We start from the raw sequence: 20,663 nt of genomic DNA on the forward strand, positions 1-20,663 counted from the left end.
TTTTCACGGACGACGCGGTGCGTGGCCTCTATGGTGGGGAGTCTTCGTTCCCCACTGACAGGAGCCCCACCATGGACGTCCGCGCCGCCGTCGCCTTCGAGGCCGGCAAGCCCCTGAGCATCGAAACCGTGCACCTGGAGGGCCCCAAGGCGGGCGAGGTGCTGATCGAGCTGAAGGCCACCGGCCTGTGCCACACCGACGAGTTCACCCGCTCCGGCGCGGACCCGGAAGGCCTGTTCCCCGCCATCTTCGGCCACGAGGGCGCGGGCATCGTCGTGGACGTGGGCCCGGGCGTCACCAGCGTGAAGAAGGGCGACCACGTCATCCCGCTCTACACGCCGGAGTGCCGCGGCTGTAAGTCGTGCCTGTCCCAGAAGACGAACCTGTGCACGGCCATCCGCGCCACGCAGGGCAAGGGCCTGATGCCGGACGGCACCAGCCGCTTCCGCCTGGGCAAGCAGGCCATCCACCACTACATGGGCTGCTCCACGTTCGCGAACTTCACGGTGCTGCCGGAGATCGCCGTGGCGAAGATCCGCGAGGACGCCCCCTTCGACAAGGTCTGCTACATCGGCTGCGGCGTCACCACCGGCGTGGGCGCCGTCGTCTACACCGCGAAGGTGGAGGCCGGCGCGAAGGTCGTCGTCTTCGGCCTGGGCGGCATTGGCCTGAACGTCGTGCAGGCCGCGCGGATGGTGGGCGCGGACATGATCGTCGGCGTGGACCTGAACCCCGCTCGCAAGGAGATCGCGGAGAAGTTCGGGATGACGCACTTCGTGAACCCGAAGGAAGTGGAAGGCGACCTCGTCCCCTACCTGGTGAACCTCACCGGCGGCGGCGCGGACTACAGCTTCGAGTGCATCGGCAACGTGAAGACGATGCGCCAGGCCCTGGAGTGCTGCCACCGCGGCTGGGGCGAGAGCATCATCATCGGCGTGGCGGGCGCGGGGCAGGAGATCAGCACCCGTCCGTTCCAGCTCGTCACCGGCCGCGTGTGGAAGGGCAGCGCGTTCGGCGGCGCCCGCGGCCGTACGGACGTGCCGAAGATCGTCGACTGGTACATGGACGGGAAGATCCAGGTCGACCCGCTGATCACGCACACGCTGAAGCTGGAGGAGATCAACCACGGCTTCGACCTGATGCACGAGGGCAAGTCCATCCGCAGCGTGGTGAAGTACGGATGAGCGCAGTGACGCCCACGCTCGTCAGCGAGCACGCGTGCTTCGGGGGGACGCAGTCCTTCTGGAAGCACCCGTCCGAGGCCTGCGGCGGTGAGATGCGCTTCAGCGTCTTCACCCCGCCCCAGGCGAAGCACGGCAAGGTGCCCGTGCTGTACTACCTGGCGGGCCTCACCTGCACGGAGGAGACCTTCGTCACCAAGGGCGGCGCGCAGCGCGTGGCGGCGGAGCTGGGGCTGATGCTCGTGGCGCCGGACACCAGTCCTCGCGGCGCGGGCATCCCGGGCGAGGACACGGACTGGGACTTCGGCACCGGCGCGGGCTTCTACCTGGACGCCACCCAGGAGCCGTGGAAGGCGCGCTACCGCATGGGCACGTACATCACCCAGGAGCTGCCCGGCATCATCGGCGCGCACTTCCCCGCGCGCATGGACCGCGAGGGCATCTTCGGGCACTCGATGGGCGGGCACGGCGCGCTGGTGACGGCGCTCCGGAACCCGGGCCGGTACAAGTCCGTGTCCGCGTTCGCTCCCATTGGGGCTCCCATCCGCAGCCCCTGGGGCAAGAAGGCCTTTGGCGGCTACCTGGGGCCGGATGAGCAGACGTGGCGCGAGTACGACGCCACGGAGCTGCTGAAGGCCGGCCGGCGCGCCCCGGCGCTGCTCGTGGACCAGGGGACGAAGGACAAGTTCCTGCCGGACCAGCTGCACCCGCACTTCCTCAAGGAAGCCTGCGAGGCGGCGGGCCAGCCCCTCACCCTGCGCATGCAGGAGGGGTACGACCACGGCTACTACTTCGTCTCCACGTTCATGGAAGACCACCTGCGCCATCATGGAACCGCGTTGAACGCGGGCTGAAAACAGCCCCTGGGGCGCCCCAGGCCTACACGGACCGGGGCGCCCTGTCCCTCAATCCCCTTCCCTCCCTGGCCCGAAACGTGGGAGGCGTGGGGGCATGAGTGCTTCCTTCAAGTCCCTGGGCCTGTCCCCCGAAACGCTGGGCGCGGTGAAGCGTGCCCGCTTCGGTACCCCCACGCCCATCCAGGCGCAGGCCATCCCGCCCGCGCTCTCCGGTCGCGACGTCATCGGCTGCGCGGCCACCGGCACTGGCAAGACGGCCGCCTACCTGCTCCCCATGATTGAGCGCTTCGCGGGCGAGAAGGGCACCCGGGGCCTCATCCTCACTCCCACGCGCGAACTGGCGCAGCAGGTGGAGGAGCAGGCCCGCTTCTTCGGTGAGCCCCTGGGCGTCATGCCCGTCCTCATCGTCGGCGGCGAGGACATGAACGCGCAGGTGGATGCGCTGAATTCACGTCCCACCCTCATCGTGGCCACGCCGGGCCGGCTCGTGGACCTGCTGGGCGTGAAGGCCGTGAACCTGTCGCGCATCCAGACGCTGGTGCTGGATGAAGCGGACCGGATGCTCGACATGGGCTTCCTGCCGCAGATCAACCAGATCCTCTACGCGCTGCCCCGCCAGCGCCAGACGCTGCTGTTCTCCGCCACCCTGGGCGCGGACGTGACGCGCTTCGGACAGCGCGCCCTGCACAAGCCGGTGCGCGTGGAGGTGACGCCCAGCGGTACGCCCGCGCCCCGCGCCGAACAGCACCTCTACATCGTGAAGCCCGAGGAGAAGTGGCCCCTGCTCCTCACGCTGCTCTCACAGGATCAGGCCAGCGCGCTCGTGTTCGTGCGCACCCAGCAGCGCGCGGACAAGATGAAGGAACTGCTCGCCGCCGCGGGCCACAAGTCCGCCGCCCTGCACGCGGGCCGCACGCAGGCGCAGCGGCGTCAGGCATTGGAGGGATTCCGCCGCGGGCAGTACCGCTGCCTCGTGGCCACCGACCTGGCGGCGCGCGGACTGGACGTGGATGACATTGGCCACGTCATCAGCCTGGACGTGCCGCACGGGCCGGAGGACTACGTGCACCGCATTGGCCGCACCGCTCGCGCGGCGGCCAGTGGACGGGCGTCGTTGTTCGCGCTGGAGGTGGAGCGGCGCACGCTCCAGGACATCGAGCGCATCATCCGCCAGGAGCTTCCGCGCACGGAGGTGCCGCGCAGGGACCCCATCTTCAAGCGGGAGATGGAGGCGTTCGCGGCGAAGCAGCGCGACCCGGGACCGCCCCAGGCCGACCATGGACGCTCCAAGCGGCCCGATGGCGCGGCGCCCGGGCGGCATGCCCGGACGCACGGCAAGGGCCGGCCGAAGGGTCCCGCTGGTCAGTGATCGTGGTCGTCGTCGGGGCCGTGCGCGTGGCCGTGCTCGAGTTCCTCGGGCGTGGCGGCGCGCACTTCCTTGATGGAGACCTCGAAGTGCAGTTCCTTGCCGGCGAACGGGTGGTTGAAGTCCACCAGCACCGTGTCCTTGCGCACTTCCTTCACCAGGAAGTCGACCTCGTCGCCCTCCGGATCCGTGGCGCTCAGGATGCCGCCGGCCTTGATCTCCAGGTCCTCGGGGAACTCGGTCCGGGGGACCTCCTCGACGCCTTCCGGATCGTAGTCGCCGTAGCCGTCCGCCGCGGAGACGACCGTCTTCAGCGACTCGCCCGCGGACTTGCCCTCCAGCGCCTTCTCCAGGCCGGGGACGATCTCCTCGTAGCCGTGCAGGTAGACGAGCGGCTCGCCCGCCTCGCTCTCGTCCACGGTCTTCCCGTCGCCGAGGTGCAGCTTGTAGTCAATGGCGACAACACTGTCCTTGCCGATTTTCATGGGGCCCTCATAGCGCATTCAGTCATGTCGCGGTGGAAGGATGATGATCACCGTTACGGCGTGCACAGGGACGTCCTACCAGCGCATGTGCAGCTCGAAGCGGCCGTGTCCGTCGTCGGACTCCAGCACCGCGTTGGCATTGGCGGCCCCGGCCTGACGCAGTGCCTCTTCGCAACACCCCGCCGCGGCCTCCGCCGGGAAGGGATAGCCCTGGAAGGTCACCCGCCAGTCCTTGGGGCCCAGCTCCGTGGAGGTGATCTCCACCGGCTCCATCACGGAGCGGAAGCTCAGCGCCACCCGCTTCATCGCGCGGTCCGGGCCCGCGACCTTCAGGGCCACGTTCACGACCTTGCCCACCAGCGTCTCGAAGTAGCCGCGCACCAGGTCCCGGCCCATCTGCCGCAGGGCCTCCTCGCGAGGCCGGCCCGCGTACGCGGCCTGCAGCACCAGGTTCTGGCAGCGCAGGAACACCGACGCCGGATAGCTGGCCCTGGGCCGGTCCGGGTCATAGCCAGCCGCCGCCATCCGCTCGCGCAACGCGTTGTCCAACCGCACGCAACGCAGCAGCGATTCGAACAGCGTGGACTGGATGACGACCTCGGCCGGGGACATGGACGCTCGAATTGGGGAAACGCGTTGAAACCTGTAAGGCGCGCGACACTACCCTTTCGGGTCCTGGAAGCGAGCCCTCCGGCGATGTCACGTCCAGCGCTTGTCGTTTCAAGGCTTTGGAGCCTCCAAGGAGGCAATCGACCGCCCTTGGAAACGATTTCCGGGCAGGGCCGTCCGTGAGCCAGACGATGGAAGGCGCGACGGACGAAGTGCTCATGGACCAGTTTCGCCAGGGAGACGAGCCGGCCTTCGAGGCGCTGTTCGCCCGGCATGCCGGGCGTGTGCACGGCTTCCTCGCTCGCATGGTGAGGGACGGGCCGCTGGCGGAGGACCTCATGCAGACGACCTTCCTTTCCGTCATTCGCGCCCGGGGCCGCTACGAGCGCGGCACCCGCTTCACCCCCTGGCTGCTCACCATCGCGGCGAACGCGGCCCGGGACGCGCTGCGGCATCAGCAGCACGTGGACGCGCACGCGCACGCGCCACAGGACGGGCCCACGTCGGCGCCCGCGCCGGATGGGGACCCGGCCATGCGCCGGCGCATCGAGGACGCCCTCCAGCAATTGCCCGTGGAGCAGCGCGAGGCGGTGGTGCTGAGCAAGATGGAGGGCTGGTCCTTCGAGGAGATCGCCGAGATGCGCGGCATCCGCGCGGGCGCGGCCCGGCTCCGGGCACACCGGGGCTACGAGAAGCTGCGTGAGTTGCTGGGTGGACTGGAGGACGTGTCATGAGCCCTCCGACCGACCCATGGCGGTCTACCCCGCCCCGCCTGGACCCGAAGGCGATGGAGCGCGCGCTGGCGGCATCGCGCGCGGAGCTGGCCCTGAAGCGGCCGGTGCGGGGGTGGCGTTCGCAGGCGTTGGGCGTGTTCGCGGCGTCCGCGGGCATGGCGCTCGCGGTGATGGGCGTGTTCCTGGCGCTGGGGCGCACCACCGGCGCGATGCTGATGGACCGCGCGCCCCTGCTGGCGTTGCTCCTGTCCACGAGCGCGGTGTGCTCCTGGGGGGCGCTGTCCCCGCGAGGACGCAGGCTGCGCTGGGTGGGCGTGGGCATGGCGCTGGTGAGCTCCGCGCTGCTGGTGCTGACGCGGGCCACCCCGCGGGGCCCTTCCAGCCTCCCCGAGTGGGTGTGCACAGTGAGCCACGTGGCGCTGGCGTTGGTGCCCCTGGTGGTGGCGCTGGTCGCGTTGCGGTCGGCGGTGTTCGACCCGCTGCGCGCGGCGGTGGCAGGACTCGCGGTGGGGACGGTGGGCGCGGTCGTGGGCGAGCTGGCGTGTGAGCAGGGCCCCGGCCACGTGGCCACCTATCACCTGGGGGCATGGGCGCTGTTGACGCTCGTGACCTGGGCGCTGTCGAAACGACTCAAACCCCGGACCTACGCACCATGAAGCACGACCCCTCGCTCATCTTGATGGAAGACGTGGACGGCGCGCCGGTGCGCATGGGCGCGGCGGTGATGATCGTCCGCACGGAGCCGGATGACTCCGTGTCGGAGCGCTTCCTGGGCCGCGTGGGCGTCGTCGTGGCGCTGGTGTTCGACGATCCGCCCATGCAGTACCCAAGCGACCCGCTCATCCAGGTGCGCGTGGCCGGCGTGGGCGAGGACCTGTTCTTCGCCCGCGAAATCGTCGAGGTGCCCCAGGGTCACTTCGTCGCGTTCGGGTCGTCCAGCTCCGGGTAGTGCCGGAAGATGCCGTGCGGGTTGAAGGGCTGCGCGCGCGGGGATTTCTTGTAGGCAGCGATGCGAGGGCGCTCCGCGATGCGCTGACGCAAGGCCATCACGCCAGGCACCTCGGGCGCGACGCGGCGCATGGCATTGGGAAAGGCATACAGCAGGCCTTCCACCAGCTGGTACAGCGCCAGCTCCGGATAGGAGAAGTCGCGGCCCAGGAGGTACTTCCCGCCGCCCTGCGTGTTTGCCTTCAACACGCGTTCGAAGTAGCCCAGGAACTTCGGGATGCGCTGGGTGCGGAAGTCCTCGGCGCGCTGCTTCGCGGCGTCCTTCTGCTCGTCGTAGTACTTCATCACGGCGAGCGGGTGGTGCGTGTCATGTGCTTCCGACACGGCATCCGCGACGGTGAGCTGGAATTGACGGGCATGGAGACGCGAGGCTTCGTCCGCGGGGACCAGGCCGAAGCGTTCACCCAGGTAGGAGCAGATGTTGGGCGCCTGGGAGAAGACGACGTCGCCCACCTTGAGCACGGGCGGCGCGTACGCGGGCACGGAGCCCTTGGAAATCATGGCCGTGACGGCCTTGGTGCCGCCGCCCTGGGCTTCAGGGAGGAGGCCCACATCGACCCAGTCCGCGCCCGCCTCCTCCAGCACCAGCCGCACGAACTCGCCCCGGCCTGGAATGCCGGGCCAGTAGTACAGCTCGAACTTCGCGTCGCTCATCGCCGTCACCTCGCGTGATGGGAACCGGCGCGCATCCTGTGCTCGTGGGATGCGCGCTTTGGAAACCCATCCGCGAGGAGGGTTCACTCCCCCACTGTCTTGAGGTCAGTGCGTTCCGCTGGTGACCTTCAGCCCGATGATGGCGACGATCATCAGGACCAGGAAGAACAGGCGCGAGGGCGTGGCGGGCTCATGGAAGAGCACCATGCCCGCGATCGCCGCGCCGGCTGCGCCGATGCCCACCCAGACCGCGTAGGCCGTGCCGATGGGCAGCTGCTTCACCGCGAGGCCCAGGAGGCCCATGCTCGCGATGATGGCGGCCACCGTGAGCACGCTGGGCAGCGGCCGGGTGAAGCCCTGCGTGTACTTGAGGCCCAGCGTCCAGCAGACCTCGAGAAGGCCCGCGATGATGAGGAGGATCCACGACGGCGACATGACACACGACTCCCGTTAAGGCGTCGTCTTGTCGTGACCGGGTACGGCGCACCTCGTCCGGGCTCAGAGGCCCCACCCTGGGGACTCCGCACGCGACGCGGAAGCTAACCGGGATGGCAGCCATTCGCCACCCACTTGAGGTGGTGGCTCAGGCTTCCTCGTCCGGCAGCAACGTGAGGAGGAGCTCGTCGTCGGGACCGAGGGGACGCCAGCCTGGCGGGGGTGGATGGGCATCAAGCGCATCGCCTGCTTGATCGACCCGTGCTTGATGCGATTCAGGAATGTCCGTGGACCAATAGGCGAGCGCCTTGGCCAACAGGAACCGGGAGTGGTCATCCATCACGGCCGGCCAGCCCTTCGGGAGGCTGTGGGCAAAGTGACGCACGAACACGTCGCGAACGAAGCGCGTGACCTGCTTGCTCCGCTCCGCTTCGGCAAGCAGTCCGCGAAGGACCTGGATGCCCGCGACATCGTCCTTACCAAGTTCCTCCGCGAGGTCCTCGAACGGCACGGCGGGTCGCGAGTCAGCGAACGCGGTGAGCGACTTGAAACCGCGCTCCTGGAGCCGCTCATGGATGCGGACCTTCCAGTTGCCTTCCCAGGAACGCCCGTCGGTCATCGCCTGTGTCCTCCGCAGACCGACCCGAAGTGGCTCAGAGGCCGTGGATCAGGCTTTTTCGTCCGGCAGCAACGTGAGGAGGAGTTCGTCATCGGGACCAACGGGACGCCAGCCCGGCGGTGGTGGATTGGCGCGAAGGACAGCCCGCGCCTGATCGACCCGCGCTTGGTGGGTTTCAGGTGTATCGGTGGACCAGAAGGCGATCGCTTTGGCGACCTGGAACCGGGTGTTCCTGTCCATCGCGGCTGGCCATCCATCTGGCAGATTCTGGGCAAGGTGGCGCACCAAGACGTCGCGCACGAAACGCGTCACCTTCTTGCTCCGCTCCGCCTCTGCAAGCAGTCCGCGAAGGACCTGTATCCCCGCGATATCGTCCTTGCCAAGTTCCTCCGCGAGTTCCACGAACGGCACGGCGGGGCGCGCCTCGGCGAACGCGGTGAGCGACTGGAAACCGCGCTCCTGGAGCCGCTCATGGATGCGGACCTTCCAGTTGCCCTCCCAGGAACGTCCATCGGTCATCGCCTGCTCCCTCGAACGAAGTTCATGGGGATGTCGTAGAGCTTCATACGCACCGCCACGATGGCCAGTACCTCATTCCGGGTCAACCTCGTGCCGGCTTCGACCTCGGCGTCGCGAAGCGCCTTCATCACCATCTGATTCCACTCGCCGGCCCAGGTGCGACCCATGCGCCAGTCGCCCCCACCATGGATAGCCTCATGGTGTGAACGCTCCAGTCGGACGCAGAAGTTGTCGATATCCATCGCGCCCTTGAAGCCGCGCTTCTCGAACCACTCCCGGTGCTCTCGAGGCATCACGTGATGCCTCGGCGCTGCCGACATTCCGGCCCCTGCCCTGCCGGTCTCGCGCATACCTCGGACCTCTGGCCCTTCTCCGAGCGCTTCACGGACACCCTTCGGCAGGTCCTGACCGCCCTGCGCCATCAGCACCTGTCCCGCGTGGACGCGGACCGCCGCGTTGACGACCGGCGCGGAGAGGATGCCCGCCTGGACGAGCGCCCGCATCCGCTCCACCCACTCCGCGGAGACGACGATCCGGGAGCCCATCATCACGCCGCCCGACCCCATCACGAGCCCCACGCCAACGCTCACAGGGGCTGCGGGCGGCGGTCGTGGCAGTGACGCCTTCAGGGACGACACCAGCGTGACCATCTCCAGGAGCCGCGCCGCCGCCACGACCTTCCCGCCCAGCTCCGCCGATGCGCGGACACCTTCGCGGATGGACTGGAACTCGCGCGTGAGGGCCCCCATCTGTCCCGGCATCGAGACCGACGCGGACTCCACCTGCTCCGGCTCCAATGACTGGAGCCGCTTCAGGCTCGGATCGATCCGCCCCTGCACACGGGCCAGATCCACGAAGAGCTGCTCCACACTGAAGAAGGGGCACTGCTCGAGCACGGCATCCGCGAGTTGGAGGAAGTCGAGCCACGCGGCCAACAGCATCGCGCTGGCCAGCGCGGCTTCGATTCGCTGGCCCGACATCCGGAGGAGCCCCTGCGCCAACTCCGCGTCCGTCACCGCCTCCGAAGCTTCCTGGAGCAACGTGGCGTCATTGAGCAGGCCACGGATCCCGGCCACCTGCCCCGAGCCATGTTCGAGGTAGCGCATGAAAACACCGCCGTGCCCGCCGATGCCCGCGTCCCGGTCCTCAAGCCTGGAGATCCCCCGGGCGATACCATCCAGTGAGTCCTTCACCTCCTGGATGGCGTCCCGGACCGCTCGGAACTCCAACGGAGGAGCCGTCTCTCCTCCCCCGGACCGGCCCTGCCACCTGGGCCCCGCGCTCACACGCGAGCCCTGATGCAGCTCACGCCCACGCCCCCGCACGGGTGGCACGGAGGCACACCCCAGGGACAGCAGCACCACACCCAGCGTCCAGCGCTTGCACATGCGATTGCGGATTATCCCAGATTCGCCTATTGAACTGGCATAAGCAGCAATTCTGGAAAGGACGTTCAATGCAGCCCAAGCATTTCGCCGTCGCCGCTAGCGTGTCGCTGTTCGCGCTGGGGCTGAGCGCGCAGGCGGCGGAGATCTTCCGCAACACCGGAACACTCACCGGATGGAACTCCATCAACCGCGAGCACAACGGCTCCGTGAACGAGGCCACCAACGTCACCTACGAGGGCCCCACCGCCATCAAGGTCACGCAGATCTACGACCCGAACTACACGGGCCGGTACCACTCGGAGGTGGTGAGGAACAACGTGTACCGCCGGGGCGACATGGGCTTCTACGGCTTCGCGTTCCGCCTGCAGCAGGACTGGCAGTTCCAACCCCAGTCCTACAACATCGCTCAGTTCATCGCGGACTTCTCCAACACCGGCTGCGACGACTACATGCCGTCCACCATGGTGTGGCTGTCCGGCAACCAGCTCTACACGCGCGTCAAGCAGGGAACCGTCTGCAACCAGAAGACCGTCACCTTCCCCAGTCTGGCCACCGTGAGCGCGGGGGAATGGCACAAGGTCATCATGCAGGTGAAGTGGGCAAGCGACAGCACCGGCTACATCAAGCTCTGGTTCGACGGCGTGAAGGTCCTGGAGCAGTTCAATCTGGCGACCACCGTGGCTGACGACCGCTACTTCCAGTTCCGCGTCGGCCTCTACGCCAATGGCTGGCACGACAGCGGCTCCATGCAGGGCTCCCAGTCCAACCGCAGCATCTGGTTCGACGAAATCGCAGCCGGCACGTCGTTCGCCGACGCCGACCCTTCGCAGTGGTAGTCCCGGTGGGCGCGGCGAGGTCCTCCCCCCGCCGCGCCGCCAACCTCACGGCAGCTGTGACTGGAACGCGCCCCACCGCGTGTGCACCCACTGCCGGATGTATTCCACCTCCTCCGCGTGGGTCTTGAAGTCCTGGCGCAGGTGCCAGTCCGGGAAGTTGCCGTACCCTCCGTCGCTCCCCGCCTCCGGCTTCGCGAAGTTGCGGTACTCCGTTGCCCACCGCGCCTCGTCTCGCTGCGCGTTCGGCCCCAGCTCCTGCACGTAGCCGTCAATCAGGGCCTGCACCGCGGCCTCGCTCAGCTCGTTCTTCAGGGCCTGGCGGTAGCGCTCGCGCATGGGGCCCGCGATGGTGGACTCCGCCAGCATCCGCTTGAAGAGCAGGTTGTCATACGCATAGGTGGGCCGCGCCGTGGCGCTGGTGCGCGTGGTGTCGTAGTTCTGCCCGAAGCTCGCGTCCAGGTCCCACGGGATGAAGCGCCACGGGCCGCCCGCCTTGGGGTCATACGCGTGATAGGCGTTCTTCCCCTGCGAGTCATTGCCCTGGATGAGCGTATTGAAGATCCACCAGTCCTCGTAGTCCCGCGCCTTCAGCTTCGTGCCGAACTCCTGGCGGAAGCCGTCCGCGCTGGAGTCCGCCACCCACGCGACGAAGGCGTCCAGCGTGTCGAAGGCGTGAGGCTGGTTCTGCTCGGGCGTGCCCTCGTCCTTTTCGAAGCCGACGTGGAGGTGCTCCTTCGTCTGCCCATTGCGCTTGAGGCGGGAGAAGTTGGCGTCCGCGTCCACGGCCTTGAAGAGGTCCGAGTCGCTGTCGATGCCGTTCCACTCCATCAGCCGCTTGTCCACGTGGTCCGCCGCCGTGTAGAGCCCGCGGTACTTGTTGTTCGCGTACACCACCACGCTGAAGGTGCGGATGCGCACGGCGTCGGGCGACAGCCGGTTCCACAGGTCGAACGCGAGCCGCGAGCGCAGGTATGAGTTGTCATTGAACGGCGTGATCAGCACCAGGCGCTTGCGGTCCTTGAAGCCGTCGCCGAAGACGGGCTCGGAGAACAGGTCGTCCTCCGCGAACTTGAAGGTCAGGCTGCGCTTGGGGAACACGCTGGACGTGGCCCCGCGGTACTTCGCCTCCATCGTGAAGCGGTGGCCCCGGTACACCACCTCCGCGGGCCGGTAGCCTCCGGACGTCAGGCCCACGGCCGGGTCGAAGAACAGGTGCACCACGGGCAGCCCGTACTCCTCCGTGTAGGCCACGGGATCGACGATGTCGACCTTGCCCGGCGCGTTGTCATTGTTGGCCACGCCCACCTTGAGCGTGCCCGTCTCGTCGGTGGTGCGCTCCTCCAGCGTGAGCATCCACACCGCGCCCTGGTTGAGCGCGGGCGTCCAGCGCAGCGTGGCGGTGGACTCGTCGAACGTGGCGCCCTGAGGCAGGTTCTTCACCCCGAAGCGCAGCCCGGATTCCTTGAGTCCCGTCGCGCACGTCACCTGCGCGGTGAAGGCCTCGCCCTCCAGCACCCAGCGAGTGTCGCCCGCAGTGGGCGCGCAAGCCTTCGGTGCCGTCCCCGCGTCAGGCGTTCCGGTGCCCGCGTCGGACTGAGAACCCGTTCCCGCGTCGGAGGACGGCTGCGTGCCCCCATCCACCGTGCCCGCGTCGGATTGCGGGTGCGTGCCCGCGTCGGAGTCCGTGCCGGAAGGCGTGTCGTTCATGGGCGAGGGGGTGTCACCGCCGCCGCACGCCACCAGAGCGAAGCACGCCAGCCCCGCCAGTCCCCGCGTCCACCATCGCCTTGTTCGCACCGAGCAGCGTCCCCCTTGCGTCACGGGCCTGTGACAGGCCGTGGAGGCAAGGGGTAGTCATCGTTCCGGAGTGCCGACACCCGCGCTCCGGGGCGATGTCGCACGCCCGACAGCGGTCAGTACGTCACGATCAAGCCAGCGTGCAGGCTGGAGTACGTCTCCTCGGCCGCTCCTCCGTTGTTCCAACCGGTGAGCGTGCCGGGCCCGGAGAAGCTGTCCTTGAAGTGCTCCAGGTGCCAGGCCACCTCGTAGCCAAACGGTCCCCAGATGTCCCCGGACACGCCCAGCTCCGCGCTCCAGCCGAAGCTGGACACGGACGTGCCGTAGTCGCGGACCTCCAGCGCCCGCCGGCCCCCATCCGCGTCCGGCGAGTGCCCCGGCTTGGGCGAAAACAGGAGCCCGCCCGACGCGTCCAGCCGCACCGAGCTGAACAGCGGCACGGACAGGTCCACCGCCACGGACGGGAACACGCGGTGCGTGCCGGTCAGCGGGTTGTCCGTGGTCTGCTCCACGTCGAACGCGCGCGTCTGGATGCCGGCGCGCGCGCCCACGTAACCCTGCTGCGGCCGCGTCGTGCCAAAGCGGAAGTAGTAGCGGTACATCGCCTGCGCGGTGAAGGCCGTGTCCGTGGCGGACACCTCGCGCACCGGCGTCTGGCCGCCGTCCCCGGTGAGCGTCACGTCGGAATTGGAGAAGCCCCGCTGCGCCCCCAGCTTGAACCCCAGCCCGCGCAACACCGACGGGGTGGCGCGAGCCAGGGGCAGCACCTCCACATCCAGCGCCAGCCCCAGGTACGGATACGACGACGTGAAGTCCGACGTGTCGCCGAGCTGATCCTCCTCCGGCAGCCGGTCGTACGCGCCGCAGCTGTCCACGCCCGGCCGCGCGCAGTAACGCCGCCACGTCGCTGTCAGGGACAGGTTGAGCCGCACCCAGGTGGGCGCGCCCACCTCCGGCTCCACCTTCGACTGCGCCTTGCCTGACGGTCCGGTGCCCAGCCGCAGCGACAGCCACGCGGGGGACTCCCGGGTGCCATGGAAGGCCGGCGGCGTCAGGACGTCGGAGGCCGCCGCGGCCGGAGCCGACAGGGCTCCGACGAGGGCCAGGGTCCGCGGCAGTCCCGAGAGGACCCTCGCGCTTCGGGTGGTCGTCATGCTCCGGTCAGGTTCACCCAGCGCCGGGGCGAAGTCCAGGCTCGGAGCTCAGGCGTTCATCACGTGACCCACGCTGGCCGCGGAGGGCACCGGCGCGGGCTGCGGGGTGAGCGAAGGCGAGGAATCCTGGGACACCACGGGTGCAGGCTGGGATTCCTGCGCACGACCCAGGAAGTCGCGCCGGTAGATGCGCACCATGGCCATGAAGATGGACGCGATGAGCGGCCCCACCAGCAGGCCCATCATCCCGAACACCGCCAGCCCGCCGAACATGGACAGGAAGACGAGCAGCGGGTGCAGCGCCATGCGCGAACCGCACAGCCTGGGGCGGATGACGTTGTCGATGCTGCCCACCAGGAACGTGCCCCACGCGAGCAGGAACACGCCCTCGCTCACCCGGTTCGCCGCGATGAGGATGACGCCAATGGGCCCCCACACGAGCGCGGTGCCTCCCACCGGAACCAGCGCCACCAGCACCATGGCCGCGCCCCACACCCCGGCGTGCGGCACGCCCGCGATGAGCAACCCCACGAAGCCCACCGCGCCCTGCACCAACGCGGTGACGGTGTTGCCGTAGATGATGGCGTACGCGACGTCCGTGAACTCGTGGGAGAAGGCGTCGAAGTAGCGGCGCTCCAGCGGAATCAGCCGCGCCACCTCGTTCACCAGACGACGGCCGTCCAGGAAGAAGTAGTACATGGCGACCGTCATCAGGAACATGTTGACGAGGAGCTCCGTGCCGGCGCCCACCACGTCCGCGAGCAGCCCCGCGCCGCCCGACACCGCCGTCATCAACAGGCGCTCCGTTTCCGAGCTCTCCGGATCGAAGTGCACGTAGCGGGCAAGACCCCGGGGCAGGCTGTTGAGGAAATGGTGACGCAGGTCCACCTGATCCAACAGGTCCTGCGCCTGGCCCACGAACTGGAGCACCTCCCGGGCCACCATCCAGCCCACCAGGGCCAGCGGGGCGAGAATCAGCAGGAACACCGCGAGGGTGGACAGTCCGGCCGTCAGGGACTTGCGGCCCTGGAGCCGCCGGTCCAAGGAGTCCTGGATGGGCATGAACAGGACGACCAGGAAGCCGCCCAGCAGCACCGGCATCAGGAACGGCAGCAGGATGCGTGAAAAGAGAATCAGCGCGAGCGCGAACAGCCCCGCGAAGATGAAATTGGACCACCGCTTCGAATCGCCCGCCGTCACCGCCCCACCCCGTCCCCCAGAACGACTGCACGCAACGTAGGAATGGTTATTCCCACCAGGAAGTCCGCTCCTCGCTTCACCAAGAGGCCATCCATGACTTCTGGACGTTTCGTTCCCCTGGTAGCCGTCGCCACCGCAGTGGTGTCCAGCACCTTCCTGATGCTCGCTCCCGCTGGCTGCGACGAGAGCCAGAGCGTGGCATGCACCGACAACTGCCCCGCCGTGGAGGGCGCGTATCCGCTGACGTTCCTGGGGGACGCGGGCCTGTCCGCCGAGTGCGTGAACCTGAACGTCCAGCCGCTGGCGGACGGCGAGGTGCTGAACATCCAGCGCACCGGGGGCAACGCGCTCACGGCCTCACTGGCGGGGGTGGCGCTGACGGGTCAGGTGTACGCGACCGGCGACCTGACGCTGATCGGCACGCCGCTGCCCAGCGGCGACGGCGGGGTGAGCGCCACCTACACCCTCACCGCGACCCATACCGGCGGAGCCGAGGACGGCGGCCTGGGCCAGAGCAACCTGACCGGGAACTTCAGCGGCCAGTTCTCGCGCGTCCAGGGGACCAGCGCCCAAAGATGCAACGTGGCGCGCCCCTTCACGGCGACCCGGCAGTGAAGCCAGGGCCGCCGGGAGCGGCGCCAGGGCGGCAGAACTACTTCTTCTTGCCTTCGGCGGCTGCGGTCTTGGCGGCTTCCTTCTGCTTCTTGATCCGCTTCTTCCAGTGCTGACGGATCTTCATCTGCACGCGGCGGTGCTTGCTCTTGCTGTTGGCCATGTGGGTGGCTCCTGGTCTCCGGAATGGAGCAAAGGGGAGCTTACCTATCAGAAGCCTACGGGCTCCCGGAAGAGGAACCCTCGGGGTCCCCCGGGACAGGCGCCGCGTTCGCTTCCGGCGAGGGCCCTGGCGCCCCGTCCGGAGGGGGTTCGTTGGGGGCCGGACGGGTCGGGAAGGGAATGCCCTCCGCGCCGCGGACCTGGGTGGGCAGGGCGCTGCCCAGCGTCACCTCCCCCTCCCGGTCCTCGTCGCTGGGGCGCTCCTTGGAGGCCGGGGCGCTCGTCTGGTGGGGGCGCTTCTTCACCGAGGCGAAGATGGGACGGCAGGCGTCCACGAAGCGGCGGACCTCGTCCAGGGGCAGCGCTGGCGAGTAGTTGTCATTCACCCCCGTCATGGGCTCCGCCATGCACATGGCGTTGAGGATGGCCTCCTCCGTGGCCTCCATCACGGCCTCGTAGAGGGGGTCCAGACGCTGATCCAGGAGGATCTTCATCTTGTAGACCATCTTCTGGGTGCGCCTGGGGATGATGTTCGCGGTGGAGAAGCCCACCACGATTTCACCCGAGCCGTGCGCCGCGTAGCTGCCCACCCGGCCAATGCCCAGGCCCACGCGCTTGCAGAGGCGGTTGATCTGATGGCTCAGGAGCGGCGCGTCGGTGGCGACCACCGCGATGATGGAGCCGTAGGACTTGCCTCGGTGGGGGGTGTTCTTGAACTTCTCCACCAGCACTTCGCCCACGGGCAGGCCGCCCACGCGCAGGTTGTGCATCTTCCCGAAGTTGGACATGACGAGCACGCCCAGCGTGTAGCCGCCCAGCACCTCCGGCAGCTTGCGCGAGGACGTGCCGATGCCGCCCTTGAAGTCGCACGTCACCATGCCGGTGCCGCCGCCGACGTTGCCCTCCTGCACCGGGCCGGACTTCGCGGCGTTGATGGCGGCGAAGACGTGCTCCTGGCGCACGTGGCGGCCGGAGACGTCGTTGAGCCACGAGTCGTCGCACTCGCCCACCACGGGGATGATGACGTCGTGCTCGTCACCGATGCCCGGGTAGCGTTGGACCAGGTAGTTGGCCACGCCGTCGGACACGGCGCCCACGGCCATGGTGTTGGTGAGGAGGATGGGCGTTTCGACGAGGCCCCACTCCATGAGCTGCGTCATGCCGGAGACCTCGCCCGCGCCGTTGAGCACGAAGCCGCCTCCGCTCATGCGTTCCATGAAGATGTTGCCCAGGTTGGGCAGGATGGCCGTGACGCCCGTGCGCACCGGACCGTAGCCGGGGCGTAACGGCCCCGAGCCTTCGATGATGGTGGTGTGGCCCACCAACACGCCTTCCACGTCGGTGATGGCGTTGTACTTCCCCGGCTTGAAGCGCCCCAGCGGAAGCCCCAGCTCCCGCGCCCGGACCCTCGGCCCATTCTCTTCCGGTATCCGCACCATGGCGCCGACCGTACCCGACAATCTCCTACGGTCAACCCTGCTTTCCCTACCAACTGTCCCAAAGGTTCAGCCGCGTGCGGGTGGCTTCAGCCCCTCGACAAGCAGCCGCGTCTGCACTCGGGCGAGCGCCTCCGCGGCCTCCGCGCCCTGCTGGGACTCACCGAGCTGCTGATCCACGAACAGCGAGGCGAGCCCGTGCACGAGCGACCACGCAGTGAGCGTGAGGGGCCGCGACTCGCCGGGGCGCAGGAGGCCCGCTGCCTGTCCGGCCTCGATGCTGCTCACCAGCAGCGTGAAGGCGCCCTGCTCTCCTTCAGGCTCTGGTGGCGGTGACATGGGCCGGGTGAAGTGCGGGCCGAACATCACCCGGAAGTGCGGAGGGTGGCGCATGGCGAACAGCACGTAGGCCTCGCCCGCCGCGTACAGCCGCTCCAGGGGTCCGGTGTGCGGGGCCATGCGCTCGCGCATCTCGCGCGCCATGGAGCGGAAGCCCTCATGCGCCACCGCCTCCAGCAGCGCCTCCTTGTCCGCGAAGTGCCGGTACGGCGCCGCGTGGGTGACGCCCGCCCGCCGGGCCACCTCCCGCAGGGACAGCGCGCCGAAGCCCTCCTCGGCGATGAGCGCCACCGCCGCGTCCACCAGCGCCTGGCGCAGGTCTCCATGGTGGTAGCGGCCCTTGTCCTCGGGTGCCTCCGCCGCCTGCTTCCGCTTGCCCCGCGTCGCCACCGTCCGTGCCTCCTGATGCGCCCACTGTCGCCTGCGTGACTTGACCATCCGTCGCGCGAAGTTGCCAGCGTCAACATCCATGTTGACATCGACAACATGCAATGTTTACAGTGTCTACAAGATGAGCGGCGCGGGGTTCTCTCGCGCCCTACGTTGCACTGGAAAGGGAGCCGTCATGACGACCGCGATGAAGCAGACGATGTCCTCCTCCGCGCCGGGCTGGCTGCGGGCGTTCCGCACGCTCCCCCGCCAGCACGGCTTCGAGCCGCTGCGGGTGGAGGGCCAGGTGCCGGAAGGGCTGCGGGGCTCGCTGTACCGGGTGGGGCCGTGGACGTTCGACGTGCACGGCCGGGCGTACCAGCACTGGTTCGACGGGGACGGCGGGATGCTGGGCGTGCGCTTCGGCGCGGACGGAGTGACGGGCGCGTCGCGGCTGCTGGACACGCCCACCATGGTGGCGGAGCGCGAGGCGCACTCGCAGCGCTACGGCGCGTACGGCACGCCCACGCCGCTGCTGCACAAGATTCGCAACGTGCGAAAGAACTCCGCGAACACGTCCGTGATGGCGTGGAACGGCAAGCTGTACGCGCTCTTCGAGGGCAGCATCCCGGTGGAGGTGTCCCAGGACGACCTGTCCACGCTGGGCGAGACGGACTTCGACGGCACGGTGGTGGAGACATTCTCCGCGCACCCGCACCGCGTTCCGTCGCGCAAGGCGTCCTACAACTTCGGCATCCGCTACGGCCGCGAGACACTGGCGGACCTCTACGCGCTGCCGGACGGTGGCAAGGCGCAGCGGCTGGGCACGGTGAAGCTGCCGGGCGCGACGATGGTGCACGACTTCATCGCCACGGACCGCTACCTCGTCTTCTTCCTGTCACCGCTGCGCCTGAACCTCTTCCGCATGCTGCTGCGGATGGGCACGTACTCGGAGAACCTGCGGTGGAAGCCGGAGGCGGGCACGGAGGTGCTGGTGGTGCCCATCGACGACGTGGCGCACCCGGTGCGCATCACCACGGACGCCTTCTACCTGTGGCACTTCGGCAACGCGTACGAGCAGGGCGACACGCTGGTGGTGGACTACGTGCGCTACCCCGACTTCACGACGAACCAGTGGCTGGGCGAGTTGGTGCACGGCGCCACGTCCCTGGACGCGAAGGGCATGCTGCACCGGGCGGTGGTGGACCTGAAGGCGCGCACCTTCCGCACCGAGCAGCGGCTGGACGTGAGCTGCGAATTCCCCCGCGTGGCCCCCGGCGTCGTGAACCGCGAGAACCAGACGGTCTACGTGGGCACGCACCGCAGCGACGAAGCCCGGCGCGGCCTCTTCGACGGCGTGGCGCGCGTGGACGTGGCCACGGGCCGCATGACGACGGCGTCCCTGGGCGACGGCACCTACCCCTCCGAGCCCATCTTCGTCCCCCGCCCCGGAGGAAGCGCCGAGGACGACGGCTGGGTGCTCACGCAGGTGTTCGACGCGAAGTCGGACACGTCCCACATCGCCGTGCTGGACGCGCGCCACATGGAGGACGGACCCGTGGCGCGCTGCCACTTCGATCACGCCCTGCCCCCGACGTTCCATGGAGGCTTCGCGCCCGCAAAGTGACACTGACTCCCGCTTTCTCCGCTTTCCATACCATTTCAGCTTAAATGGTTGGAGACGGAGAAACGGAGGCAGGACATGAGAAGGCTGTTGGCGGTGGCAGGACTGGTGGTGCTTGCGCTCACCGGGTGTCAGCCCGAGGCGCAGACGGATCCGAACCTGGCGGAGCAGGCCCAGGGCGCGACGAACGTGCCCGGGCTCTACGCCGTCTTCAACCAGCCGGACAACACGGGCACGCGGGACTACCGCATCAAGGACGAGGTTGCCCGGCTGATCCAAAACAGCCCCAAGGGTTCATACATCCGCATCGCCATGTTCCTGTGGACGACGGACCACCTGAACGCGGACATCAAGGCGGCGCTGTGCCGGGGCGTCATCGTGCGGCTGGTGGTGGACGAGCAGAACGGCGGCGCCGCTTCGGAGTTCTCCGCGGGCGGCGTCATCCATGACCTGAGCAGCTACGTGCCCCCGGCGGCTTCGTGCCCGGACGGCTTGAGGCTGGAGCTCACGCGGTGCAACGGCACGGGCGCGGGCAGTGCGTGCATCGCGGGCTTCGACCGCGAGGGCACCATCATGCACGACAAGATCTTCACCTTCTCCACCACCACGGATCCACAGGGCAACCGCATCCAGCGCGTCGTGGTGCAGGGCTCCTGGAACAACACCTACTCCCAGAACAACTACTGGAACGACATGGTCGTCAGCTACGAGGACTGGGACTGGTACGACTACTGGGTCGGCTACCACAACGACCTGCGCGGCGGCACGAAGACGACGGACTACTACAATCCCACCACGGGCCAGGGTTACTACAGCTCCCCCAACGCGCCGTGGACCGCCTACTTCTTCCCGCGCACGGGCAACGACAACGAGCTGTCCAGCGACACCGTGACGAACAACTTCACGGACTACATCAAGACGTACGTGTCGGGCTGCACGCTGGACGTGAACCAGAACCACTTCAACGACAGTCGCGTCATCGTGGCCACGGAGCTGGTGCGCATTGGCAAGCTGGGCTGCCGGGTGCGCGTGCTCTACACGGACATGGACGCGGGCATCAAAACGAAGCTCACCGGCGCGAAGAACATCACCCTGCGCCAGCTCTACGACGTCTCCGCCAACAACGTGAAGACGAGCGACGGCACGCCGCGTGAGGTGCTCACGCACAGCAAGCACTTCGTCTACTCGGGGAACTTCAACGGGACGGTGCGCAAGATGGTGCTGACGGGCTCGCACAACCTGTCCAAGAACTCGCTGCGCTACAACGACGAGAACCTGG

General features: G+C 68.3%; 23 protein-coding genes and 1 riboswitch. Of the genes, 10 read left to right on the top strand and 13 right to left on the bottom strand.

Annotated elements, in window-relative coordinates; genetic code table 11:
• Positions 1-71 precede the first annotated feature (71 nt).
• From D7Y04_RS29335 to D7Y04_RS29345, 3 genes are all read left to right on the top strand, one after another.
• On the top strand, positions 72-1,184 hold the full coding sequence (locus D7Y04_RS29335) for an S-(hydroxymethyl)glutathione dehydrogenase/class III alcohol dehydrogenase (protein WP_014396689.1): 1,113 nt from the start codon (positions 72-74) through the stop codon (positions 1,182-1,184).
• On the top strand, positions 1,181-2,035 hold the full coding sequence (gene fghA, locus D7Y04_RS29340) for an S-formylglutathione hydrolase (RefSeq protein WP_121761419.1): 855 nt from the start codon (positions 1,181-1,183) through the stop codon (positions 2,033-2,035). Before D7Y04_RS29335 ends, fghA begins: the two co-directional genes overlap by 4 nt.
• 97 nt (positions 2,036-2,132) lie before the next feature.
• A complete protein-coding gene (locus D7Y04_RS29345) occupies positions 2,133-3,407 on the top strand; it encodes a DEAD/DEAH box helicase (protein ID WP_120594943.1) in 1,275 nt (424 codons plus the stop codon).
• On the opposite strand, the gene D7Y04_RS29350 is transcribed toward D7Y04_RS29345, so the two are convergent.
• Together D7Y04_RS29350 and D7Y04_RS29355 are read right to left on the bottom strand one after the other, a co-directional pair.
• Positions 3,401-3,889, bottom strand: a complete 489-nt coding sequence (locus D7Y04_RS29350) for a peptidylprolyl isomerase (RefSeq protein WP_120581329.1) — start codon at positions 3,887-3,889, stop codon at positions 3,401-3,403. The genes D7Y04_RS29345 and D7Y04_RS29350 overlap by 7 nt on opposite strands.
• A 75-nt stretch (positions 3,890-3,964) precedes the next feature.
• Positions 3,965-4,501, bottom strand: a complete 537-nt coding sequence (locus D7Y04_RS29355) for a DUF2378 family protein (protein ID WP_120594944.1) — start codon at positions 4,499-4,501, stop codon at positions 3,965-3,967.
• A 188-nt stretch (positions 4,502-4,689) separates the two neighbouring features.
• Here D7Y04_RS29355 and D7Y04_RS29360 point away from each other — a divergent pair, with 188 nt between their 5' ends.
• From D7Y04_RS29360 to D7Y04_RS29370, 3 genes are read left to right on the top strand one after another with little or no spacing between them, the layout of a single operon-like run.
• Positions 4,690-5,232 carry an RNA polymerase sigma factor gene (locus D7Y04_RS29360; RefSeq protein WP_120594945.1) on the top strand — a complete coding sequence of 181 codons (543 nt, stop codon included), beginning with the start codon at positions 4,690-4,692 and terminating at the stop codon, positions 5,230-5,232.
• Positions 5,229-5,888, top strand: a complete 660-nt coding sequence (locus tag D7Y04_RS29365; RefSeq protein ID WP_120594946.1) for an NrsF family protein — start codon at positions 5,229-5,231, stop codon at positions 5,886-5,888. Before D7Y04_RS29360 ends, D7Y04_RS29365 begins: the two co-directional genes overlap by 4 nt.
• Entirely contained in the window at positions 5,885-6,181 is a 297-nt protein-coding gene (locus D7Y04_RS29370) for a Carotenogenesis protein CarS (protein ID WP_120575497.1), read from the top strand. The genes D7Y04_RS29365 and D7Y04_RS29370 overlap by 4 nt, the downstream gene beginning before the upstream one ends.
• On the opposite strand, the gene D7Y04_RS29375 is transcribed toward D7Y04_RS29370, so the two are convergent.
• The 5 genes from D7Y04_RS29375 to D7Y04_RS29395 form a co-directional block, all read right to left on the bottom strand.
• Entirely contained in the window at positions 6,145-6,894 is a 750-nt protein-coding gene (locus D7Y04_RS29375; RefSeq protein ID WP_120594947.1) for a glutathione S-transferase, read from the bottom strand. The two genes, D7Y04_RS29370 and D7Y04_RS29375, sit on opposite strands and share 37 nt — an antisense overlap.
• A gap of 105 nt (positions 6,895-6,999) precedes the next feature.
• The gene (gene sugE, locus D7Y04_RS29380; RefSeq protein WP_120575499.1) at positions 7,000-7,329 is read right to left on the bottom strand and encodes a quaternary ammonium compound efflux SMR transporter SugE; all 330 of its coding nucleotides are present in this window, start codon (positions 7,327-7,329) and stop codon (positions 7,000-7,002) included.
• 17 nt (positions 7,330-7,346) lie between these two features.
• Positions 7,347-7,416: riboswitch (guanidine-III (ykkC-III) riboswitch) on the bottom strand.
• Positions 7,417-7,477: 61 nt separating this feature from the next.
• Positions 7,478-7,948 (bottom strand): NUDIX hydrolase, encoded by a 471-nt coding sequence (locus D7Y04_RS29385; protein ID WP_121761420.1) that lies wholly within the window; start codon positions 7,946-7,948, stop codon positions 7,478-7,480.
• A 48-nt stretch (positions 7,949-7,996) separates the two neighbouring features.
• The gene (locus D7Y04_RS29390; protein ID WP_121761421.1) at positions 7,997-8,467 is read right to left on the bottom strand and encodes an NUDIX hydrolase; all 471 of its coding nucleotides are present in this window, start codon (positions 8,465-8,467) and stop codon (positions 7,997-7,999) included.
• Positions 8,464-9,855, bottom strand: coding sequence for a DUF2380 domain-containing protein (locus D7Y04_RS29395; protein ID WP_121761422.1), 1,392 nt, complete (start codon positions 9,853-9,855; stop codon positions 8,464-8,466). Before D7Y04_RS29395 ends, D7Y04_RS29390 begins: the two co-directional genes overlap by 4 nt.
• Positions 9,856-9,923: 68 nt before the next feature.
• Between D7Y04_RS29395 and D7Y04_RS29400 the strand changes: the two genes are divergently transcribed.
• A complete protein-coding gene (locus tag D7Y04_RS29400) occupies positions 9,924-10,691 on the top strand; it encodes a polysaccharide lyase (RefSeq protein ID WP_121761423.1) in 768 nt (255 codons plus the stop codon).
• A gap of 45 nt (positions 10,692-10,736) precedes the next feature.
• On the opposite strand, the gene D7Y04_RS29405 is transcribed toward D7Y04_RS29400, so the two are convergent.
• From D7Y04_RS29405 to D7Y04_RS29415, 3 genes are all read right to left on the bottom strand, one after another.
• Positions 10,737-12,488 carry a CotH kinase family protein gene (locus tag D7Y04_RS29405; RefSeq protein WP_121761424.1) on the bottom strand — a complete coding sequence of 584 codons (1,752 nt, stop codon included), beginning with the start codon at positions 12,486-12,488 and terminating at the stop codon, positions 10,737-10,739.
• A 116-nt stretch (positions 12,489-12,604) separates the two neighbouring features.
• Complete coding sequence (locus tag D7Y04_RS29410; RefSeq protein WP_121761425.1) at positions 12,605-13,642, bottom strand: hypothetical protein; 1,038 nt, start codon at positions 13,640-13,642, stop codon at positions 12,605-12,607.
• Between the two features lie 48 nt (positions 13,643-13,690).
• Positions 13,691-14,842, bottom strand: a complete 1,152-nt coding sequence (locus D7Y04_RS29415; RefSeq protein WP_120594955.1) for an AI-2E family transporter — start codon at positions 14,840-14,842, stop codon at positions 13,691-13,693.
• A gap of 93 nt (positions 14,843-14,935) precedes the next feature.
• Between D7Y04_RS29415 and D7Y04_RS29420 the strand changes: the two genes are divergently transcribed.
• Positions 14,936-15,457: a hypothetical protein gene (locus D7Y04_RS29420; RefSeq protein WP_147454485.1), complete on the top strand. Its 522-nt coding sequence runs from the start codon at positions 14,936-14,938 to the stop codon at positions 15,455-15,457.
• A gap of 37 nt (positions 15,458-15,494) precedes the next feature.
• On the opposite strand, the gene D7Y04_RS29425 is transcribed toward D7Y04_RS29420, so the two are convergent.
• From D7Y04_RS29425 to D7Y04_RS29435, 3 genes are all read right to left on the bottom strand, one after another.
• On the bottom strand, positions 15,495-15,617 hold the full coding sequence (locus D7Y04_RS29425; protein ID WP_120560766.1) for an aminopeptidase: 123 nt from the start codon (positions 15,615-15,617) through the stop codon (positions 15,495-15,497).
• A gap of 55 nt (positions 15,618-15,672) precedes the next feature.
• Positions 15,673-17,055: a P1 family peptidase gene (locus D7Y04_RS29430; protein ID WP_120594956.1), complete on the bottom strand. Its 1,383-nt coding sequence runs from the start codon at positions 17,053-17,055 to the stop codon at positions 15,673-15,675.
• Between the two features lie 66 nt (positions 17,056-17,121).
• Positions 17,122-17,862, bottom strand: coding sequence for a TetR/AcrR family transcriptional regulator (locus D7Y04_RS29435; protein WP_233601626.1), 741 nt, complete (start codon positions 17,860-17,862; stop codon positions 17,122-17,124).
• Positions 17,863-17,956: 94 nt separating this feature from the next.
• Between D7Y04_RS29435 and D7Y04_RS29440 the strand changes: the two genes are divergently transcribed.
• Complete coding sequence (locus tag D7Y04_RS29440; RefSeq protein WP_121761426.1) at positions 17,957-19,387, top strand: carotenoid oxygenase family protein; 1,431 nt, start codon at positions 17,957-17,959, stop codon at positions 19,385-19,387.
• A 75-nt stretch (positions 19,388-19,462) separates the two neighbouring features.
• On the top strand, positions 19,463-20,663 hold a 1,201-nt coding region (locus tag D7Y04_RS29445), incomplete at its 3' end, for a phospholipase D-like domain-containing protein (RefSeq protein WP_121761427.1).

The sequence above is a fragment of the Corallococcus sp. AB038B genome, from assembly GCF_003668955.1.
Taxonomy (GTDB): domain Bacteria; phylum Myxococcota; class Myxococcia; order Myxococcales; family Myxococcaceae; genus Corallococcus; species Corallococcus exiguus.

Bases quoted from the DNA above. Each gene is read 5' to 3' on its own strand.
- D7Y04_RS29425 (WP_120560766.1), bottom strand. From the start codon at position 15,617: ATGGCCAACAGCAAGAGCAAGCACCGCCGCGTGCAGATGAAGATCCGT.
- D7Y04_RS29365 (WP_120594946.1), top strand. From the start codon at position 5,229: ATGAGCCCTCCGACCGACCCATGGCGGTCTACCCCGCCCCGCCTGGAC.
- sugE (WP_120575499.1), bottom strand. From the start codon at position 7,329: ATGTCGCCGTCGTGGATCCTCCTCATCATCGCGGGCCTTCTCGAGGTC.
- D7Y04_RS29345 (WP_120594943.1), top strand. From the start codon at position 2,133: ATGAGTGCTTCCTTCAAGTCCCTGGGCCTGTCCCCCGAAACGCTGGGC.
- D7Y04_RS29360 (WP_120594945.1), top strand. From the start codon at position 4,690: ATGGAAGGCGCGACGGACGAAGTGCTCATGGACCAGTTTCGCCAGGGA.
- D7Y04_RS29435 (WP_233601626.1), bottom strand. From the start codon at position 17,862: ATGGATGTTGACGCTGGCAACTTCGCGCGACGGATGGTCAAGTCACGC.
- D7Y04_RS29400 (WP_121761423.1), top strand. From the start codon at position 9,924: ATGCAGCCCAAGCATTTCGCCGTCGCCGCTAGCGTGTCGCTGTTCGCG.
- D7Y04_RS29420 (WP_147454485.1), top strand. From the start codon at position 14,936: ATGACTTCTGGACGTTTCGTTCCCCTGGTAGCCGTCGCCACCGCAGTG.
- D7Y04_RS29430 (WP_120594956.1), bottom strand. From the start codon at position 17,055: ATGGTGCGGATACCGGAAGAGAATGGGCCGAGGGTCCGGGCGCGGGAG.
- D7Y04_RS29375 (WP_120594947.1), bottom strand. From the start codon at position 6,894: ATGAGCGACGCGAAGTTCGAGCTGTACTACTGGCCCGGCATTCCAGGC.
- D7Y04_RS29370 (WP_120575497.1), top strand. From the start codon at position 5,885: ATGAAGCACGACCCCTCGCTCATCTTGATGGAAGACGTGGACGGCGCG.
- D7Y04_RS29395 (WP_121761422.1), bottom strand. From the start codon at position 9,855: ATGTGCAAGCGCTGGACGCTGGGTGTGGTGCTGCTGTCCCTGGGGTGT.
- D7Y04_RS29355 (WP_120594944.1), bottom strand. From the start codon at position 4,501: ATGTCCCCGGCCGAGGTCGTCATCCAGTCCACGCTGTTCGAATCGCTG.
- D7Y04_RS29385 (WP_121761420.1), bottom strand. From the start codon at position 7,948: ATGACCGACGGGCGTTCCTGGGAAGGCAACTGGAAGGTCCGCATCCAT.
- D7Y04_RS29390 (WP_121761421.1), bottom strand. From the start codon at position 8,467: ATGACCGATGGACGTTCCTGGGAGGGCAACTGGAAGGTCCGCATCCAT.
- D7Y04_RS29410 (WP_121761425.1), bottom strand. From the start codon at position 13,642: ATGACGACCACCCGAAGCGCGAGGGTCCTCTCGGGACTGCCGCGGACC.
- D7Y04_RS29350 (WP_120581329.1), bottom strand. From the start codon at position 3,889: ATGAAAATCGGCAAGGACAGTGTTGTCGCCATTGACTACAAGCTGCAC.
- D7Y04_RS29335 (WP_014396689.1), top strand. From the start codon at position 72: ATGGACGTCCGCGCCGCCGTCGCCTTCGAGGCCGGCAAGCCCCTGAGC.
- D7Y04_RS29440 (WP_121761426.1), top strand. From the start codon at position 17,957: ATGACGACCGCGATGAAGCAGACGATGTCCTCCTCCGCGCCGGGCTGG.
- fghA (WP_121761419.1), top strand. From the start codon at position 1,181: ATGAGCGCAGTGACGCCCACGCTCGTCAGCGAGCACGCGTGCTTCGGG.